Origin of the sequence: Sphingomonas xinjiangensis (assembly GCF_014199255.1) — a bacterium.
GTDB classification, from domain to species: domain Bacteria; phylum Pseudomonadota; class Alphaproteobacteria; order Sphingomonadales; family Sphingomonadaceae; genus Sphingomonas; species Sphingomonas xinjiangensis.
The window spans coordinates 352,864-372,106 of sequence record NZ_JACIJF010000002.1 but is presented as its reverse complement, the minus strand read 5'-3'; the positions used below and the strand labels follow the sequence as shown (position 1 = coordinate 372,106).

Annotated in this window: 11 protein-coding genes and 1 pseudogene; 4 read left to right on the top strand and 8 right to left on the bottom strand. The window is 62.9% G+C overall.

The features are described from left to right. Positions 1 to 83 precede the first annotated feature (83 nt). The 4 genes from FHT02_RS05230 to FHT02_RS05215 form a co-directional block, all read right to left on the bottom strand. A complete protein-coding gene (locus FHT02_RS05230; protein WP_184085155.1) occupies positions 84 to 1,124 on the bottom strand; it encodes an alginate lyase family protein in 1,041 nt (346 codons plus the stop codon). Further along, on the bottom strand, positions 1,124 to 4,114 hold the full coding sequence (locus tag FHT02_RS05225) for a TonB-dependent receptor (RefSeq protein WP_184085152.1): 2,991 nt from the start codon (positions 4,112 to 4,114) through the stop codon (positions 1,124 to 1,126). The genes FHT02_RS05230 and FHT02_RS05225 overlap by 1 nt, the downstream gene beginning before the upstream one ends. Positions 4,115 to 4,199: 85 nt before the next feature. Next, positions 4,200 to 5,297 carry an aldose epimerase family protein gene (locus FHT02_RS05220; protein ID WP_184085149.1) on the bottom strand — a complete coding sequence of 366 codons (1,098 nt, stop codon included), beginning with the start codon at positions 5,295 to 5,297 and terminating at the stop codon, positions 4,200 to 4,202. Between the two features lie 128 nt (positions 5,298 to 5,425). Continuing rightward, positions 5,426 to 7,885, bottom strand: a complete 2,460-nt coding sequence (locus FHT02_RS05215; RefSeq protein ID WP_343056835.1) for a glycoside hydrolase family 3 N-terminal domain-containing protein — start codon at positions 7,883 to 7,885, stop codon at positions 5,426 to 5,428. A 308-nt stretch (positions 7,886 to 8,193) separates the two neighbouring features. On the opposite strand from FHT02_RS05215, the gene FHT02_RS05210 reads away from it, so the two are divergent. After that, a complete protein-coding gene (locus FHT02_RS05210) occupies positions 8,194 to 9,546 on the top strand; it encodes an alginate lyase family protein (protein WP_343056834.1) in 1,353 nt (450 codons plus the stop codon). Positions 9,547 to 9,601: 55 nt separating this feature from the next. Here FHT02_RS05210 and FHT02_RS05205 read toward each other — a convergent pair whose 3' ends face one another. From FHT02_RS05205 to FHT02_RS05190, 4 genes are all read right to left on the bottom strand, one after another. Continuing rightward, positions 9,602 to 10,267 carry a hypothetical protein gene (locus FHT02_RS05205; protein WP_184085147.1) on the bottom strand — a complete coding sequence of 222 codons (666 nt, stop codon included), beginning with the start codon at positions 10,265 to 10,267 and terminating at the stop codon, positions 9,602 to 9,604. A gap of 241 nt (positions 10,268 to 10,508) precedes the next feature. After that, the gene (locus FHT02_RS05200) at positions 10,509 to 13,592 is read right to left on the bottom strand and encodes a TonB-dependent receptor (protein WP_184085145.1); all 3,084 of its coding nucleotides are present in this window, start codon (positions 13,590 to 13,592) and stop codon (positions 10,509 to 10,511) included. A gap of 69 nt (positions 13,593 to 13,661) precedes the next feature. Further along, positions 13,662 to 15,500 carry a hypothetical protein gene (locus FHT02_RS05195; protein ID WP_184085143.1) on the bottom strand — a complete coding sequence of 613 codons (1,839 nt, stop codon included), beginning with the start codon at positions 15,498 to 15,500 and terminating at the stop codon, positions 13,662 to 13,664. Continuing rightward, positions 15,497 to 16,639: a glycoside hydrolase family 88/105 protein gene (locus FHT02_RS05190; RefSeq protein ID WP_184085141.1), complete on the bottom strand. Its 1,143-nt coding sequence runs from the start codon at positions 16,637 to 16,639 to the stop codon at positions 15,497 to 15,499. The genes FHT02_RS05195 and FHT02_RS05190 overlap by 4 nt, the downstream gene beginning before the upstream one ends. Positions 16,640 to 16,861: 222 nt before the next feature. Here FHT02_RS05190 and FHT02_RS05185 point away from each other — a divergent pair, with 222 nt between their 5' ends. The 3 genes and pseudogenes from FHT02_RS05185 to FHT02_RS21465 all read left to right on the top strand — a co-directional run bounded on the left by FHT02_RS05185 (position 16,862) and on the right by FHT02_RS21465 (position 18,517). Next, a complete protein-coding gene (locus FHT02_RS05185; protein ID WP_184085139.1) occupies positions 16,862 to 17,764 on the top strand; it encodes a DUF4861 family protein in 903 nt (300 codons plus the stop codon). Between the two features lie 27 nt (positions 17,765 to 17,791). Then, positions 17,792 to 17,995, top strand: a pseudogene (locus FHT02_RS21470) (winged helix-turn-helix domain-containing protein); the annotation flags it as partial. Positions 17,996 to 18,073: 78 nt separating this feature from the next. After that, complete coding sequence (locus FHT02_RS21465; RefSeq protein ID WP_246352213.1) at positions 18,074 to 18,517, top strand: FadR/GntR family transcriptional regulator; 444 nt, start codon at positions 18,074 to 18,076, stop codon at positions 18,515 to 18,517. Positions 18,518 to 19,243: the final 726 nt, after the last annotated feature.

Genomic DNA, 19,243 nt, shown 5'->3' with positions numbered 1-19,243 from the left:
GGCGGATCACCGCGCCCGCCTCTCCAAAGGCCTTGTTGGTTGATGAGAGCCATGTTCGGTGGCTTTGTAGGCAGCGATGCCGATTAGCGAGCAAGCTCCATCCAAGGTGCGAAACGCCGTCCCGACTCTCGACTAAGCGCATCGCGGAGAACGGCATAATGGCTTCGAAAGTGGCTGGCGAGCGCGAAGGTGTTCAGGGCCTGAACCGGGTTCCAGGGATGCGGTGCGTATTCCTTCTGGCCGGCTGCCGCACGTGCATGGTCGAAGGCGATCTTGGAGCGGGCGAACTCGATATGCGTGCGTTCACCGCGCGCGAAGATGGCCAGCCAATCTACCGAATGCGCCAGACTCGCGTCCGAAGGCGCCTTCCAGTCATACCAGTTCTCACCATGCGCGCGTGCGGCGAGCGCCGCGGTCATGAGCGGATCGAGATTGTAGGTGACATAGTGCAGCGCATCCCGCTCCTCGAAGTCGAAAGTGGACCCGTCCGGGCGCAGATTGACCGATATATGGCGACGGTACGCTGCGCGAGCGCGATCGATTAACGCTTTGTCACCAACCCGATATGCGGCCAGCGTCGCCAGCTTGATCCTGTGGCTCTGCCAGTTGGTGTGCGCATTGTGGGGCTTTCCGTCCATGGCATCCAAGTAGCCCGAGGCCATACGCCGCCAGAACGTGTGGAGCTTCGCTGCGAGAGGGGGCGAAAGATCCGGGGCGGTGAGATCGGTAGCCATGACGAGCATGTCGAAGCTCGTCTCGTCGATAGGGTTGAATGACATTTGATAAACGTCTGCCCAGTTCTCTAGGTACAGCTCCGCCTGGTCCAGGTAGCGGCGATCCCTGGTCACTGCCCAAGCGAGCGCCAAGTCCAAGACGATCGGGTGATCGCGCTTGGCCGCAATGCTGATGTCGCGGATGCCCTGGCCGGGCAGCGTCCCTTCGGTATGCAGCTTCGGGATCGCGCCAGGCCGCCGCCCGAGTGCTGCCTGCGCCCGAGCGATTACCTCTCGCGCCGCCGGACTCCCGGCCAGCGCCGACAGATCGCCTTCCGCGAAGATCGCATGCTGCGCGAGTGCAGGCTGGGGGCAGACGACCGCGGCAGCGACGACAAAGGCGGCGCGCATCAGAACCGCGCGTTCAGCGCAACCCGGTAGGTGCGCCCATCATAGTCGATACGGCGCGCCTGCCCCTCGACACCCTGATATTCCTTGCGCGTCGAATTGGTCAGGTTGAATCCGTTGATGGAAAGGCTGACCTTTTCCGTCAGGTTGAGGGAGGCGGAGGCATCGAGCTGGCCCCGGGGCTCGACCTGCCGGGCCGCGCCGGCGAAGGTGCCCGTGGAAGACAGGTCGTATTTGCTGCGGAAGTTGTAGCTCAAGCGTAAGCCGAACAGCTTGCTCTCATAATAGCCAATGACGTTGAAGTTGTGCTTGGAGATGCCGGGGAGGGTGGCCTCCGTGCCATCCGAATTGGTGCCGCTGATCGTCGTGTAGGCGTAGTTGAAGCCGCCTCCCAGATTGCGCAGCAGGCCCGGCAGGAAGTCCAGCTGTTGCTGTACGTTCAGCTCAAGGCCGTTGACCGTGTAGGGCGTGGTGGAATTGATGAAGCCCGCGATCAACACCGTCTGCGGGTTGCCGTTGATATCCGGGCCAGCCGCGGTCAGGCACTGGTCGCCCTCTACCCGCAGTGGGCCGAGCCCAAGGTTCCCGCCGTCGGTTGGGCACAAGGCGCGGGCGCCGCGGACCTGCTGCACAACGCCTTTGAACCGCTTGGAGAACAGGCTGAGCGCGACAAGGCCGTTCTTGCGGTTGTACCATTCGATCGTCCCGTCGAACGACGTGCCGGTGTAAGGCTGGAGGTCCGCGTTGCCGAGCGTGACCGGGATCACGTTGGTCGTGCTCGGTGCGCCGACGAGCGTCACCGGCGTGAACTGGCGCGGGTGAGGGCGGACATAGGTGCGGTAGCCTGCGATGCGCACCACAAGTTTGTCGGTCACGTCGAATACGGCGATCGCCGAGGGCAGCCACTGGTTGTAGTTGTTCTCGAACCGTTGGAAGCCGTAGTCGGACGGAGATCCGAGACCGGCGGATGCCGGGCGGATGCGGTTCAACGCGTCGACGGTGTTCCAGGCCTCCTCATAGCGCAGCCCGACGATGCCGCGCACCGGGATTGAGAATATCTCAGTCCCGTATTTCGCCTCGCCATAGACCGACAGAACGTCGGTATCGTTGGTGAAATTGTAGAGCGCGTAGCCATTGTCGGTATAGTTGATGTTGAAGCCGTTAGGTGCCAGCGCCCCGCCGTTCACCGGAGTCACCGGTTGGAGTGCCGAGACGACCTTGTTCATGTCCAGGACCTGCCAGTTGCGGTTGAAGCCCGGCAGGCCGCCCTGGAAGAAATCGTCGTTGTCCGGGTTCACTGCGAGGAAGTCGCTGCTGATGTTCTGTCCCTGGATGCCGGCCGCGTTGGTGCGGTAGCCCTGCGACTGGTATTGATTTCGCTCGAAACGGGAGCCGAACTGGATGCCGGTCAGGAAGCTGTTCTCGAAGCTTCTCTCGACGTCCTGCTGGATGGCGGTGACCTTGCTGGTGCCATAGCTCTGGGTGCCGGCCAGGTTGAAGCGGTTCCTGCCCGGCGTCCCGGCGGGGGAGTCGTACCAGCTCTGCTGGTCTGCAGGGCCGGCCCAGGTCCAGGCGACCTGCGGCGTGCCGGTCGACAGCGGGTCGGGCCCGATCGTCAGCGCATAATCATCATAATTGCCGCCGCCGCTGGCGAAGCTGCCGCTGGTGCCGTTCGGGCGGTTGGCCTGCTGTCCGGTGATGAACTCGGCGAATATCTCGACGGCGCTATTGCTCGCCTTGGATAGCGTGCCGGTTGTATTCAGGCGCCAGTCGCCACTTTCATACTCCAGATTGGCGTTGACGCCCCAGGCCTTCTGCACCTGCGGGAACAAACGGGAATCGTTGATCACGCCAATATTGGAGAAGTCGAAGTTTTCGATGTAGTGGGCGCCGTTCGCTCCCTCACGCACATCGCTGGTGGGGTTCACCCGGACCCCGGTACCGGTGAAGTTGAGAATCTGAAGGTTCTGGACGGTCTCACTCTGGCGACGATCGGTATAGAGGCCGGTGACGCCGAACTTCACCGCGTCGCTGATCTGCCATTCCGCGCCGCCGGCGCCGGACCATTGGTCGCCTTCATTTTGACGAACATATTGGCGGTTCTGCGACACGTATTGTACACCGGTGACACCCTGCGCGCCCGTGCCGCCTGCCGCCGCGACGCAGCCGACGACATTGGCATAGGTCGTTGCACAGGTGCCGGCTGGTGCATAATAATCGGCATAGCGGCTGATGAAGTTCGGCGTGTTCGTCGCCGACAGCACTCCATAGCTGTTGAACAGGATCGAATCGCGGCGGAACCGTTCGTGCTTGTAGGTGACGATCCCGAAGACGGCGAAGTTCTCGGAGAGGTGGAGATTGTAGCCGAGCGTCGCACTCGGCTCGCCCTGCTTGCCAAGCTCGTTATGGTCATAGGCGATCTTGGCCCGGCCGCCGTCCTTGCGCGAAAGGGCAGGAGCGATCTGTAGGTCGACGTTGCCCGAGAGGCCGCCTGATTGCGCATCGGCCATCGGTGACTTCTGGACGCGCACGGCACTGAAGATGTCAGAGGCGAACGCGCCCAGCGGCGTCGAGCTTTGCAGTATCGGCTCGGCGAAGGCGACGCCGTTCAGCGTGGTGCGGGCATATTCGCCTGGCAGGCCGCGCAGGTTGATCGTAGCTTCGCGTCCTTCGGCTTCGCGATTGAGCTGGATGCCGGGCACCCGCTGCAGAGCTTCGCCAATGTTCAGGTCGGGAATGCGTCCCAGATCGTCTGAAGAGATGCCGTCGGTGATCTCGATCGTGTTGCGCTTGGTGCGGACTTCGTCGGCATAGCTCTGACGGAAGCCGGTGACGACGACATCCTGCGCATCCGCTTCGGCAGCTTCTTCGGCGGGTGGTCCGTCCTGCGTCTGGGCGAGCGCGGAGCCCGGAGCCAGCGCGGCTAGGGCCAGAGTGAAGATGCTGGTTGAGACGCGCAGGCCCACGGCCTGCGAAACGCGATCGCAGCGCATGTAATCCTCCCCTATGTTGCGGCTTTGTTGCCGCTTTTCAGATGATCTTCATTGCACCTGCTGCAACCGGTGTCAACGAGTTGTATTACATCTTAGAGGGATGCGGGGTTTGATCGGAACAGCTTCCGCGCTGCCTCCGCGCGGTGGAGAAGGCCCATTCCGTTCGCCAATGCAGAGGTCGGAAAGGTGAGACGGCGGTGCTTGGAAAGTGGGGAAACCACGGGCTGTCTGGGAGCCCCATTGCCTCAACGGCGACGCCGGCGTGGCGCATGATCGGGCGCCCACGGCCATCCAGAATGCTGCCGTCGAACCCGTTTCCCGTGAATACCTGGACGCCAGGTTGATTGGTCGTCATCCTGAGCGTGCGACCGCTTCGCCGGTCGTGAAGGTGAACTGCGCCGCCTGGCTCAAGCACAATCATGTCATCCAACCCGCCAGTCCTCAGAAGGGGGGCAAGCAGCCGCGGCATGGTGAAGTCAAAGCGCGTATCCCGAACGGGTTGGAGTGCTCCAGTCGGAAGTTTGCGATGGTCGATCTGCACGTAGCGACTGGCATCGGCCTCAAGCACGTGGCAGGCGACGGTGCCTACTCCCGCTAGATTGAAGAATACGTGATTGGTCAGGCTCGCGATCGTGGGGCGATCCGCAGATCCCCTGATGTCGAGGGTCAGCGTATCAGAGTTCCGGGCGAGGAAGTATTGGGCTTCCAGGCTGAGAATGCCTGGAAAGCCCTGCTTACCAGAAGGGCTCACGAGCTTGAACGTCACACCGCTTCCCTTGGCGTTGAAGAAAGGGGTTCCGCGCCAAAGCTCTCGGTCGAGGCCAGGGTCTCCGCCGTGGACCGTCACGCCCGCTGCATTGGTGGCGAGTGGGTATCGAAAGCCTTCGATCAGCACCTCGCCGCGTAGACGGCCCGCGTAGCGACCGACGATCTGCCCAAAGCGGCGCTTCGTGAAGGCCGTGAGATCATTGGGGCCGACGACAACCTCGATCGAGCGGCCGCGATCCTTCAGACGGATGCTGGTGATCGAGGCACCATATTCGATCAATGCTGCGGAGGTTCCCCGGGCGTTGGTGAGCCGGAAGCGCTCCACCGCACGACCATCTGGCAGCGTTCCGAACACGTCACGGGATACCGCCTGAGCCGTGGCTTCGCGCCCGTGGGACAGCAGGATCGCTGTCACAAGTGCAACGGCGATACGGCTCGCGAGGGCGCATCTTCGACGATCCCGCGCTTCCGTGTCAGATACCCCGTTCTGGAAGGTGCCTAGATGCGCGGGGGTGTTGCCGATCGTACTGGGACGCTGGAGGGTCAAGGGCATGCGGCTGCCGTCGACCGGACCAGCGCCACTGAGGCGAAGGTAAGACGCATCGCGTTGCTGCTGCTGATGGCAAAGGGTGCGGTTACCTTCGACAGGTCAGCGCTTGCGAGGCAGGCGACGGGGATCTGCGTCTGCTGCCACCCCTTGCCGGCGAGGCGGTTGAGCATAGGCGCGATGTCGATCCTGCCCGTGCACCCCTGTCCGCAGCGCACCTCAAGCTGAACCGGACCTTTGGGGGCGAAGTCGACCTTTAGATTCATCAGCAGCGCCAGTTGACCCGCGCGGGTGAGATCCACGGGTCTCGGGTGCGCGATGACCAGTCCTCCCCGGGAGCGGCCGGTCCAGGACACTTCGAGCGCGTCCTCCTGGGCTTCGCGGTCGACAGCGCGGACTTGGACCGAACCGTTGTCGGCGGGCCCCGCGATCGTCTGCGGACTGTCGTTGGCACCACCGATCTGCAGGAGGCGGTTGCCGGTTGCGCGGCCTCGCTCGAAGAGAGGTCCCGTCGGGCTGAAGCCGAGGGCTATGCCCGGGTTTTCAGGAAGTGGCCGCGCAGGCTGGCGATCGCTCAGCTTGAGTCCGTAGCCGAATGGGAAGAGCGGGCGGTAGTCGCGATCACCCACATTCAATGGGGTTCCCTTGGCGTCCCGCGGCCAGGAGAAGGGCAGCTTGCCCCGAAAGTCGGATCTTCCGAACAGGACGTCGGAGACGCCGGCTCCTTCGGAGCCAGGCAGCCACGCGGCCACGAAAGCGTCAGCCGCATTAATGTGGCGGTTCACCCAGAGCGGACGTCCGGAAAGGAACACCGCAACCACGGGAATGCCTTCAACCTTGAGCCGCCGCATGATCTCGAGCGCATTCGCCTTGTCGTCGAAGAGCAGATCAGCGCGATCGCCTTGGAACTCGGCATATGGATCTTCTCCGAAGACGACGACCGCTGCGTCCGGCTTACGGGTGTAGCGGCCTTGGACCGACAGCTCGGCGCTTCCGCCTCCCGCGGCTACGGCATCGCGAAGTCCCGCCCATATGGACGTCGCCCCCGGAAAGTGTCTCGGCGCGGTTCCGGTGCCCTGCCAGGTGATCGTCCAGCCGCCGGACTGCTTCGCAAGATCATCCGCCCCGTCACCCGCGACCAGGATGCGGGCGGAGGGCTTCAGAGGGAGGAGGCCGGAGTTCTTGAGAAGCACCAGGGATTGCTGGACGGCTTGGCGCGCTACCGCCCGATGTTCAGGCGCTCCGAGAAGTTCGTATCGCCCGGCATATGGTCGGGTGGAAGGCTTGCCTACGTCGAAGAGCCCGGCACGCATCTTGACGCGCAGCACTCGGCGAACGGCATCATCGAGCTGCGGCAGGGGGATCGTCCCGGCACGCACTCCCGTAAGAGTGGACTGGTAGATGCTCTTCCCGCTGCTCGGAGCCATGTACATGTCGAGGCCCGCGAGGAGCGCGGCAGGGCAATTCGTTGCCGTGCAGCCGGTCACCTTGGCATGACCGTCCCAGTCGCCGACGACGAAGCCATCGAAGCCCCAGTGGCGCTTGAGCACGCCCGTGAGGAGCCTCTCGTTGCCATGCATCTTCACGCTGTTCCAGCTGGAGAAGCTAGCCATCACCGTCTGGGCTCCCGCTTCAAGCGCGGCGGCGTAGGCGGGAGCATGGAGTCTGATGAGCTCTGTTTCAGGCAGGCGGGCGTCGCCGCGATCCCGCCCGCCCTCGGTTCCGCCGTCGGCGATGAAGTGCTTGGCCGTGGCGATGACGTGCGGTCCTCGCAGCCAGTCAGGGGCGCCTCGGCGGCCCTGCAGCCCTTCTACGAAACTGCGCGCGTATGCGGTGACGAGGGCTGGATCTTCGGCGAAGCTCTCATAGGTTCGCCCCCAGCGATCATCGCGCGCAACTGCGATGGTGGGCGCGAACGTCCAGTCGAGTCCGGTGACGCGAAGCTCCTTGGCGGTGATCTCGCCTATCTGGCGCATCAGCTCTGGGTTCCGCGCGGCACCCAGACCGACGTTGTGCGGAAAGAGCGTGGCTCCGATGATGTTGTTGTGGCCGTGCACCGCGTCCGAGCCCCACATGACCGGAACCCTGGTGAGCTTGCCGTCGGGACGCATGGAGGCTTCCCAATATGCGTCGGCAGCCCCGAGCCAATTGGAGGCCGGGCCGAAGTCGTCGCCCTTTGGCGCCGAGCTGCCGCCGTTGAGGACCGATCCGAGATGGTATCGCGCCACATCGTCGGGCGTGACGCTCGCGATGTCGCCTTGCACGATCTGCCCCACCTTTTGCTCGAGCGACATGGAGGCGATCAAAGCATCGATGCGACGTTCCGCTTCCTGATCCTTCTTCGGAAGGGAGACTACAGGCCATTGCTGTGGCGTGGCGATCCCTGCCTGCTGGGCATTGGCGTGCAGCGACAGGCCGAGGGCGGCAACGGACGCAGTGACGTAGACTGGCTTCACGATCTCTCTCCTGCCGGCCACTGGGATTGTGGCTCTTGACACCGGTGGTAGTGCTCTTTCCTTCTCCCCCGGAGCCTGTCAATGAAGTTGTCATACAACGCGTGAACAGTTCTTCTGAGTCCATCAAGCGTTATCTGGATTTGGCGGCAGCACGCGGCGGACCGGAGGCGCATGGATCGGCTGCGACATCGCAGATTATGAAAGTTGTATGACATATTCTTGACTGCATCCTCAGACTCTGTGTAGCTGGGCCAAGCGAGACAGATACGTAGGAGTGATGCGTGCGGGATGTCGTGGGTGGAGCCTTGGTGCTCAGCGGCGGCCAGTGCGCCGGTCGGACGTTTTATTCTGTTAAGGTTTTGGAGAGTGTCGCCCACCGATTGGGCGGCGGCCTCCTTCTAGTCCTGGCTGCGGCATTCTTGCCGCAGTCTGCGGCCCAAGCCCGACCCATCACCTCCTCGGGGCCGGTGCTGCAGACGGCCTGCCGGGCGAGCGACGGCTTTGCCGCCGCTTTCGGTGGGCGCAGGACATTTTTATTGGAGCCGGGAGCGCTGGCGCGGCTGAAGGCGGCTGCCGCCAGCGGCCCCGCAGTGTGGTCGGCAAACCAGGCGTTGCTTCGCGCGGCTGAGGCCGCTCTAAAGAGGCCGACCTACACCGTCGTCGACAAGACGGCGGTCCCCCCATCGGGAGATCGCCACGACTATCTGAGCCTGGCACCCTACTGGTGGCCCGATCCGTCGAAGGCGGACGGACTGCCGTATGTGCGCCGGGATGGCGAGATCAATCCGGCGCGCTCGACCGATCGTTACGATGTCACCGACCTGGACCGGATGAGCAGGGACGTCGAGATCCTGAGCCTCGCCTACTACTTCTCCGACGACGTGCGCTTCGCCAGGCGGGCGGCGACCTTGTTGCGGGTATGGTTTCTGAACCCGGGAACCCGGATGAACCCCAACATGAACTTCGCGCAGGGCGTGCCCGGACGCGAAGAGGGCCGCAAGGAAGGGGTAATCGACACCACCAGGCTGCAGCGCGTGGTGGAAGGCATCGGCCTGATCGCGCCATCAGGCGCGCTAGTACCTCGGGAGCAGGCGGGCTTGGAGCGCTGGTTCGGCGACTATGTCGAATGGCTGATGACCAGCAGGAACGGCAAGGCCGAGGATGCTGCGCGCAACAACCATGCCCTGTGGTATGACGCGCAACTGGTGCACTTCTCGTTGTTCGCGCGCCGGCCCGAGATCGCCCGAAATGTCATCGCCGCATTTCCCAAGCGCCGCATCGCGCCGCAATTCACCCCTGAGGGCAGACTCCCCGAAGAACTGGCCCGCACCCGCAGCTTTCACTACTCGCTCTATGCGCTGCTCGCGGCGTATGATGTGGCTGACCTCGGGCGATGCGTCGGCGTCGACCTATGGAACTATCAGGATCGGGGTACGGGGCTTCGAAGCGCGACCGATTTCATCGCCAGCTACCGTGGACGCTTAGAGGAGTGGCCCTACAAGGAGCTTAGACCCGACGAGGGCGAATTCGAAGAGCTGCTCCGTCGTGCGGGGGCTGCGTGGCCTGAGGCGAACTATCCCGAAGTTCCAGACGCCGAGCTTCGGCGCTTCTTTGGTCAAGGTTTGGCTTTGGGTGAGGGTAGGGAGAAGAGCTCTTCCTGAGCAGCACATGCCAGCTGGCGGACTTGGAGCGGCCGCTGCCGGCCGCCCCGTGCCGTCAGATCCGAGTCTCGGTCCATTCCGCCGAGGAGTCGCCGCCGCGGTTCGTCTGATTGCTGCTCGTGTGGTAGGCACCCATCTTCGCGTAGAAGTGCCGGCCGCTCTTCAGGCTGCCATCGAAGACGGTCCCTGCCTTGTCGCCGTCTGGATTGGGCTTTTTGCAGGTTGCGCCATTGATCGTGTATTCGGGCGTCTGGCCCGAGCTCGCGCTCACACTGATGGTATAGTAGCTGCCGATCGTGACTTCCGGCGTGCCGCTGCATACTTGGCCGCCCTGAACGACGTAGAACTCGTATCGGTTCGTTCCGGATTTCGGGCGAACGGCCAGCTGCGTCACCGGTTCGGAAGGGCCCGAGGTCTGGCCAGAGGCTACGACGTTGAGGACCTGCATGACGCTGAGCCAGCGCCCTCCGCTCACCAGACGGAAGCGACCGCTAGCGGAGACACCCGAGGTGCTTGAGCTGCCGCGGAGTTCCGCCCGGCCAGGAACGGTGTCGGTGCGCTGCTTGACGATGAAGCGCATGCCGCCGCTGATGTTCTCGATGCGTCCGCCAGCACCCACGTCGGTAGTGTAGGCATAGGCTGCGCCAGCTAGGGCGATCGTTGCCCAACCGGTCAGTGCCAGCTTTGTCTTAGTCAGATGAGTTTTGTTGTTCCTGCCCATCATCTCTCTCCATTCCGGCATTTATTTCGATGTTTGTTGTAGAAGACGCATGAACGAGTCGAATGACGGTGAAGTGGATGCTGATAGTGATGGACAGGATGGGCAAGAACATAAATACAAACATAAGCACAATAAGCATCTATGCTTATATCAGATCTTAACTATTTAATGACCACTTTACGCCGCGATGTGCGATCGCGGAGGAAGTCATTCGGTAACAGTGTTTGGCCATGGGATGACTCTACATGCGCACGCGAACTCCGAAGAAGTATTGGGTGCCACTGTTCGACACCTCCGCGATGCTGTCGTAGCCACCCTTATACATCACGTCCTGCGTGCCGGTGATGTTAAGAGCCTGAGCCTTCAGCTGGACGTTCGGGCTGATGTTGTACTGCGCGGAGAGGTTGACGTAGTCGGCACCGCGCACCTCGCGATTCGTGCCGCCGTTCGGCTTGTAATAGGAGGAGCGGTAACGATAGTTCGCACGGAGCGAGAGGCCCCACTTCTCGAAATACACCGAGCCGCTGGCCGTCCACTTAGATAGGCCGATCAGGTTGGCCGGATCGAGGTAGTTCGAAATCGCGTTGTTCGAAGTGTCCGGATACTCAAAGTTTGCAAACGCGCGGTTGACCGACGCCTGCACGCCGAAGCCGTCCATTGGATCGGGCAACCATGTGAAGGCATGGCTTCCGGTGAACTCGAGGCCATAAAGGTTGCGCGTCTCGGTGTCGTTCGCCGGCGCGACCGGATTGATGATCAGATCCGCAGTCTGGCGTGGTCCCGGACCCGTCGGCCCCAGCGTGACGGTCGTAACGGTGATCGGCGTGGGGATGCTGACGTCGCGGCCGATGACCGTCCCCACCACCCACTTGTAGTAGCCGGCCAGCGAGATCAGGGTGTCCTTCGACGCGTAGAGTTCAAGGCTCGCATCGGCATTCCACGAGCGGAGCGGCTTCAGGTTGGGATTGCCGGTGGTGGCATTGAAGATGATGTTCCCCAGACCGCCGGTGCCGGTCGAGGGATTGAGGTTGATGCCGGCGCCAAAGCTCTCGATCCCGGACCGGGCGATGGCGCGGTATCCGGCCAAGCGAAGCTTGAGTTGTTCGGAAAGGTCGAAGGCGACGTTCGCGCTCGGCAGCAGATAGCGATATCGTCCGCGTCCCGTGTTGCTGGTAAGCTGCCCAGTGGGATCAACCGCAACGGTGTAGGTGTCACTGCCGGGGTCGATGGTGATCAGATAGGATTGGCGGAAGCCGACCGACGTGATCTTCGTGTCCACCCAGCGCAGGCCCACGTTGCCAGAGAAGGGCAGCTGGCCCAGGTCCGAGCGGAAGCTCGCCATCGCATAGGCGGCATAGATCTGCTCCTTCACGTCGAGGTCGCTTGGATCGCGGCCATCGGTGGGGAGGGGCAGCGCGTCGTCGCTGCCGGTGAAGGTGCGGAAGAGGCAGTCGTTGTCGAAGGTTGCCCAGCGGTTCAGGTTGGAGCCGAGCCCTTCCATGTAGGACGAGGTGGTGAACGGCGCCCTGCAGTTCTGGTTGGCCGCCGTGATCAGCTGGGCGGGAGTCTGGCCGTTGACGGGGACCAGCGTGTTCAGATCGGTGTTGCGCGCGTTGTCGTTCGTTCGGTGGTGCTCGGAGTACCGAGCGCCGAACTTGAAAGCCGTGAGGAAGCTGTTGTCGAACAGCCGCTCGACATCGAAGCGACCGGCGAGGATTTCGTCGTTGCGGTCGGTCGCGAAGCGATTGCGGGCGTAGACCGACGTGGCGGCAGTTGCGAGAAAGCTGGCGGGATTGGTAACGTCGAAGCCGTTGCCAAAGATGATGTTGGGGACGATGTTGTCGTCTTCGTAGGTGAGTTCATATGGCACGCGCGTCGTTGACCGCATGCGCGTTGCCTTCTGCGTCTCGGTGCGGTGGGACTTGGAGTAGCTCGCGTCGGCCGTGAAGTTCCAGTTGTCGGGCCGCCATGCGAGCGTCAGGCCGCCACCAAGATACTCCTCGGCGCGCTGACGCCGTTCCAGCTGGTTCTCGATGTTCGAATTGCCGCGGTAGCTGATCAGCGCGCCCTTGCTGTAGCCATTGTCTCCGGTCCCGATGATGAGCGGCTGCACGCCACGTAGACCTTCCGCGATGGCCAGCACGTTGCGCTTTTCGAGGCTGTCGCGGTTGGAATATTGCCCGTCCACAGCGATCTCGAAGTCCGGGCTCGGGCGCCACTGCAGCGTTCCCATCACTGCATCGCGGACCTCCGCCGTCTGCTGGGTGCGGAAGCTGCGTGAGGAGTTGGCGAAGTAGTAGTCGCCGCGTGTCTCGCCCACGGCGACCGGCGTCGCGCCCGTCGCCGGTGCAACCGCCCGGGGGCCGCTCGCGAAGGTGCAGTTGGCGCCGGCACCCGATGCCACCAGCGCCGCTGCCGTGCCGGTCACCTGGAAGGGATTGTTCGCCACCGTGTTGCACAGCTGGAAGGTGGCGTTGGTGTTGTAGTAGTCCTCCGGCGCGGAGGTGTCCTGGCGCTGATAGCCGATGGAGATTCCGATGTCGCCGATGCCGGTCGAATAGCTGTCGGTATACGAGATGTTGGCACGATAACCGAGCCCATCCTCCTGATAGACGTCGTGCGCCTTCGGCTGGTAATCGGCTCGGAACTCGGCCTGTAGGCGCCGCTTGCCATAGTCTAGCGGCTTGAGTGACCGAAGCTCGATGATGCCACCGACGCCGCCTTCGAGGAAGTCGGCCTGTTGGGTCTTGTAGACGAGGACACCATTCACGAGTTCCGAGGGGAACTGCTGGAAACCGACGGAGCGGTCCCCGCCCGCCGTGGACACTTCGCGCCCGTTGAAGGTCGAGAAGCTGAGCGTCGGCCCGAGCCCGCGCACCGAAAGTTCGTTGGCATTGCCCTTGAAGCGGTCGGCAGTCACGCCGGTGATACGCTCGAGCGTGTCGCCTACCGAGTTGTCGGGCGTGGCGCCGATCTCGTCCGAGACCAGGCCGTCTACGATCACGCTCGCGTTGCGCTTGAGTTCGATGGATGTGCGCTGCGTGGCGCGTGCGCCGGTCACGACGATTTCGCCCTGCGCCTCGGGATCGGCTTCAGCCGCAGCCTGCGCGATTGGGTCTGTGCCGGAAGCTCGTACATCGCTCGTGCCCGTCTGCGTCGGATCGGTAGGCGCGCCTGCCGGCTCTATCGGGTTTGGCTGAACCGAAGGCGACGTCATGCTGTTCGCCTGGGCTTGACCAGTGCTCGGCTGCTCCTGTGCGAACGCAGCGGGGGTGAAAAGGAACGAGGCGCTGACGAGTAGCGCAGCCCGATGTCGGCCAATCATGCTTGCTCTCCTGAGTGCCGCTTCTCTGAACGGCTATCCTTCGACAGCTACCGGTGTCATCCACTAAAATCAAGAGTTGTAAGACAACTTCCAAGTGAGCTTCATGGGTTTGTTGAATCCGACAGCTCGACCGCATGCAACGACGCTGCTCATCTTGCCCGTGGTGGCGGAGTAGACCTCTGCGGGTGCGTGCGAGCTGCAGGCTCCGTATCCGCTCGTTGAGAAGTGCTTGACCGCTCCCTTTGCGAACGCGGTCGCGCCGTCGCCCGCCGGTGTCGCTTCGCTGGAGAAGCTTCCGAATTCCAGGTCGAGCTTGGCCTCGCCGAGGTCGCCATTCGGCAAGATGCGATCTTCGCGCACGATTTCTCCGGGAGTGAAGGTGTAGCGGGTTTCCACCGCGAGCCTCGTGTCCGGGATGGCGTCCTTGTCGCCCATTCGGTCCCATTCATCCTGTCGCCAGCTGACAACGGTCTTGCTGCCTTGACGCTCGATCCGGACATCCTTGAAGAAGGCGAGGGGCATCAGGACAGTGCCGTCCTTCAGCGTCACGCGCGGCAGCAGCTGCGGCCAGCTGGCGTCCGGTGAGCCCTGAAGCATGCCTGGCGCGAAGGGCACTGGGAAGTAGGGGTTGTGCATGTGCTGCCCCTCGGCCCCGTTGATGATCGGCAGCGAGAGGACTTGCCCACGGTCGCGCAGCGTCAGCACGCCGCGGTCGTATCGACCACGCGCGAACCAGGTGAAGCGATGGGTAGGCAGGGTAGACAGCCAGTTGGTGTAACCCTTGTCCGGAGTGCGGCCGCGATAGCCCAGATCGCTCCAGATCTCGTCGGTGTAGATGTATTGGCGCGCCAGGCTCAGGTTTTCGCCGAAGATCCTGTGCTTGCCACGGTATGCATCGGTGCGGCGGCCCTTGTTCCAAAGGTCGACCGAGCCGGTCGCGGGAACGACCCAGAAGTCCATGTAGCGGGCGGCGATGCGCGACGAGAAGGCGTATGCCATCCGCTCTTCCTCGGGGCTCAGCACCTTGAGCTTGGCGGCGGCGCTCAGCGTCTCCAGGAATGCGGTCTCGCCATAAGCCCCGATCGAGCGGCCATATTCCCACCCTTCTCCGCGCAAGTTGAACCGGGGTAGCATCAGGCCGACGGACTTGCGGAGCCATTCCCGTACTTGCGTCGGCGGCGTCATTCCCGTCTCGATCATGCGCTGCGCGATCTCGCCAACGAGAAGGACGCTGTAGCGGTCGAAGCGCCCCTTGCCCTCGGTTTCGTCGGCAAAACCGTACTCGCCCGAATATTTGCGGTAGTGGTCGAGCGTTCGCGCGAGCAGCCGTTCCGACGCGGACGCATCCTCCCACCCAAGCAGATGACGCAGCCGCGCGACGGGGAAGGCGACGCCGTAATAGTTGTTGGGCAGGTCGATGAGGGTGAGGTCTGGCCGGACGAAGCGCCGCCAGTCCAGCTTGGTTCGTAGGGACGCAAGCGTCGAAGGTCGCACTGCGCGGTCGAGCAGTCCCGCCTTACGAAGGGAATGAAGCGCGGAGATATAGTAGTAGATGCCCCAGCTGTCGTTGGTGTCCTGCAGCGTCACCTCGGCCATGTCGGCGAAGTCCTTCAGCCGCTGGTCGAGGCGAGCGTCTCCCGGGGGCAGAGCCAGAACGCGATATGCCATGATGGCTGCGATCTTGCCGGGCAGGAACTTGTCGCCGCTTTCGAAGACCCGCACGCCGTCGATCGTCATCGCCCGTTTCTCCCGCAGAAGCTGCAGGACGAGTGTCTCCACCTGCGGCATCAGCCGTGTCGACACGGTCCCGTGCATCGGTGGCGGCGACACATAGACCTGGCCGCGCGGATCTGCTGCTTGGGAGCTTACGGCCATCAGTATCGGCGCGAGTGCAAGCAACGTGGTCATCGGCGGCGCTCCTGCTCGGCGCGAGCCAAATCGTAGATGGCGGTTCCGGCGAGCACATAGGCGCCGGCTCCGTAGAACTGAGTGTCGGCGGCAGCCACGGAGTCGGGCCGATCGCTCACCTGCTGGACCCAGCCCAGCATGCCGGAGGGCTGCACCGCGCGCTCCATCGCGCGCCAGCCCCGGAGAGCCGGTTCGCGGTAGCGGACCGGGTTGAGGATGCCGGCACGGATGCCCCAGGCGAAGGCGTAGGTGAAGAATCCCGTTCCGCTTGATTCCTGCGGCGTGTCCGTGCCGTTATCCAGAAGCGAGGGTGCCCAGTATCCATCGGGCTTCTGGAGAGTGACGATGCGCTCCGACATGTCGCGGAACAGCCCGACATACCAGGCGCGATGCGGATCATCCTTGGGCAGAACCTGGATCACGCGTGCCAGTCCAGCGAGCACCCAACCATTGCCGCGGCTCCAGAACAGCTTGCGACCATTGTCGTCGCGACGATCGAAGAAGCGGCTGTCGCGGAAGAACAGCTTCTCGCCGGGATCGTAGAGGTAGCCGGTCGTGGCCCTGAACTCGCCGTGGACGAACCTCGCATAGCGCGGATCGCGCAGCGCCTGACCAAGTCGCAAAAGGGTGGGCGGAGCCATGAACAAGGCGTCGCACCAGCACCAGCGGTCGGTGCACGCGCTGTCGCCGCTTCCCGGGTTACGAGGAACGAACTCGAGGCTCCCGCTACGTGGGCTCGCGAACACCTTGCCGAAATAGCTGTGTGCCGGGGCGAGAGCTGCGGGTCCTGCGCCGTTGCGGGCCGCCCACTCCCATGCCTGGGCGATCAGCTGATCGTCCGCGTGGTAGGGGTTGCGGCCCAGCTGCCATTGTTCCCGCGCGCCAAGTTCCAGGATTGGCTTGCGATACGTCGGGTCACGGTCGGCGAGGTCGGTGAGCGCCACCCAGAAGGTGGCCTGTTGCCAGTCGCGCGGATTTCGCACGCTGGCGCGGGCGGCCGGAATGTAGTCGAAGCGGTTGGCGTTGGCGAGTTGCCAGTCGGCCACTCGACGTGCCGACTGCAGCACGGCCGCGGCGTTCGGCATTTCCGCAGCCGCCGGCGCGGCTGCGAGGACCATCAACGGGAGCGCGCTCAGCATGCAAATGATCCGGCATTTTGATGATCGAAGCTGATGGGCCAGCGGCTGGGCGAGCCGTAGTCGTTTAGGCGTTCTTGCACGCAAACCTCTCCAAAACCCGGCGTTGTCACCGGTGTCGCGAAACACTGTTCCCTTTTCCCAATTCACCTGTCAACAGTTGTCATACAACAGGAGGGCTAGATGTCGGGCAGGCTTAAACCGTTCTCATCGCGAAACAGGGAGATGGCCGCTCCTGCGTTGCTGCTGATCAGCCTTGTGGCGGCGGCGCCAAGCCAGGATACCGGTAAGTTCCAGACGGCATCACCAGAAGAGCGACAGGCGCGCGCGGCAGTGACGCTTGCCGATTATCGCTACGACGATCTGTTGTGGGAGAATGACCGCACCGCTCACCGCATCTACGGTCGCCGCCTTGAGGCGGTGGAGCCGCCTTCGGGCTCGGGAATAGATGCCTGGGGAAAGTCGGTGCCCTGGCCCTTTATGGATCGACAGCTGCGCACCGGTGACCAGCACGCGGAACACGGGGAAGGCGTCGACTTTTACAACGTTGGAACTGGTCGAGGAACGGGCGGGCTCGGGATCTGGCAGGACAACAAGTTGTGGACCTCGCGCAACTTCATCCGTCACCGGATCCTGAAAGCCGGGCCGGACGTCGCCGATTTTGCCGTGGACTATGCGCCTTGGGCCGTTGGAGTGGATCGCCAAGTTTCAGAAACACGCCGCTTCACCCTGCCTGCGGGAACACATTTCACGCGCATGGTGTCGACACTGGCGTCTGACCATCCCGAGCCGCTGACCGTCGGGATCGGAATCTCTCGCCGACCGATCGATCCGGCCAAGGCAGGAACATTCACGGTTGATCGCGCTGCGGGGCGGTTTGCCTGGTGGGGACCTGCAGACGAGCGTCACGGCACGATGGCTGCAGCGCTGCTAATCGACCCTCGGACGATCATCGATGTGAAGAATGACAGCGAGAACCACTTGGTTCTCGTCCGCGTCACTCCCGGCAAACCTTTCGTTTACTATGCGGGCGCAGCGTGGGATCGTGGTGCGGACATGCATACCCAGGAAGCTTGGATTGCCTATGTTCGTGCAGCGAGCCCCGACTTCACGGTGCATCACCACTAACCTCGACGATCGATAGAGCTGGATATTATGACGTCTACCAAGGCCGCGTCGCTCGCAGACGATCTCGTTGCGCGCTTCAGAAGCGATATCGAATCAGGTGTTCTCGCCCCGGGTGACCGCTTCCCAACTGAAAAGGTGATCACCGAAGACTTCGGGGTGAGCCGGACGGTGGTGCGGGAGGCATTCGCCAGGCTTGCGGCACAAGGGCTCCTCGAGTCCCGACGCGGCTCAGGGGCCTACGTGGCCGGGAACGCGCGATATCGGGCCTTTCAGGTAATGCCTGAGGATCTTGCAGCGATCGAAGACGTGTTGAAGCTGCTCGAGATGCGGACAGCGTTGGAGACCGAAATGGCGGCGCTGGCCGCCGAACGTCGCACGGCGGCCGACTTGAAGGCTCTGGAGCTCCTCCTTGCCGCGATGGAAGTGAGCGAAGATGGTTCGCAGTCCATGGTGATTGACCGCGCCTTCCATGCTGCCATCGCCGGAGCAACCCGCAACGACTACTACGTCCGTTTTGCGGATTTCCTCGGCCTTCGGCTGATCCCGTCGCGAGCCTTGTACCTCGTTGGAGAAGGCGCGATGAAGCCGCAGGAGTACGCACGCGTCATCAACGCAGACCATCGGGCGATCTACCACGCCATAGCGGCAGGCAATCCTGATGGAGCACGCGAGGCTGCGCGGCTGCACATGCGCTCCAGTTATGAGCGTTATGCGGCACTTCAGCTCAAGGGACGGAGCGAACAGATCACGTAGGCTTACAGCCTGCGCCCGGTGCTGCCGAAGTGACGGGTGCAGCAGAGCTGGATTCCACATACGACATCGCCCTGGCGCGGACAGGGGGCTATGGCTGGTTTCTCTCAATGCGCCGGCGGCATCCTGTCTGGTTCGCATGGAGCTATGCTGGACAAATGCTCTACCTGATCCCGGATCTGAAGCTCGCCTTTGTCATGACGTGCGGTCTTGCAAAGCAGCCTGGAGGATGATGACAAGCGTCCTGTGCAGGCGCATTTCGACGAGATGGCTCAGCGAAAGCTGGCGCTGATTTCGTGAGTTAACTGAAGCTGCCGCGAGGCTATCGCGCTGAAGTCTGAGCTGAGGGCCGGGCAATACTCGTATGATCGCGGTGGCGCCAAACGGCTATGTTTATGTCAGCCGCCGCTCCGAGGCTGACACTATTCGCTTTGCCGATCACAATGGGAACGGTCGTGCAGATGGACGCCCACTGAGATTTGGGGAGAGCCGGTCGCAACCGCGCGAACCAAGATGAATGGATTGGTGGCCCGGGGGAACGGCGAGTGGCTCTAAATAGCTGATCATTGGTCAGTCGATCAGCAGCCTATGTAGACGAAGGGGACCTTGCCGCCTGATGGCCCTGCAAGCTGCCGGGCAGTTGACCGTGACGGCGAAGGTAGAGCGCAATGCAGGTAGATGACTGCCCAACATGCCTTTCCCGCGTCGCCGGAGCAGAAGCGGATCAAC

Excerpts from the sequence above, each read along its gene's own strand:
- FHT02_RS05185 (WP_184085139.1), top strand. The coding sequence starts at position 16,862 with ATGGCCGCTCCTGCGTTGCTGCTGATCAGCCTTGTGGCGGCGGCGCCA.
- FHT02_RS05200 (WP_184085145.1), bottom strand. The coding sequence starts at position 13,592 with ATGATTGGCCGACATCGGGCTGCGCTACTCGTCAGCGCCTCGTTCCTT.
- FHT02_RS05225 (WP_184085152.1), bottom strand. The coding sequence starts at position 4,114 with ATGCGCTGCGATCGCGTTTCGCAGGCCGTGGGCCTGCGCGTCTCAACC.
- FHT02_RS05205 (WP_184085147.1), bottom strand. The coding sequence starts at position 10,267 with ATGGGCAGGAACAACAAAACTCATCTGACTAAGACAAAGCTGGCACTG.
- FHT02_RS05195 (WP_184085143.1), bottom strand. The coding sequence starts at position 15,500 with ATGACCACGTTGCTTGCACTCGCGCCGATACTGATGGCCGTAAGCTCC.
- FHT02_RS05230 (WP_184085155.1), bottom strand. The coding sequence starts at position 1,124 with ATGCGCGCCGCCTTTGTCGTCGCTGCCGCGGTCGTCTGCCCCCAGCCT.
- FHT02_RS05190 (WP_184085141.1), bottom strand. The coding sequence starts at position 16,639 with ATGCTGAGCGCGCTCCCGTTGATGGTCCTCGCAGCCGCGCCGGCGGCT.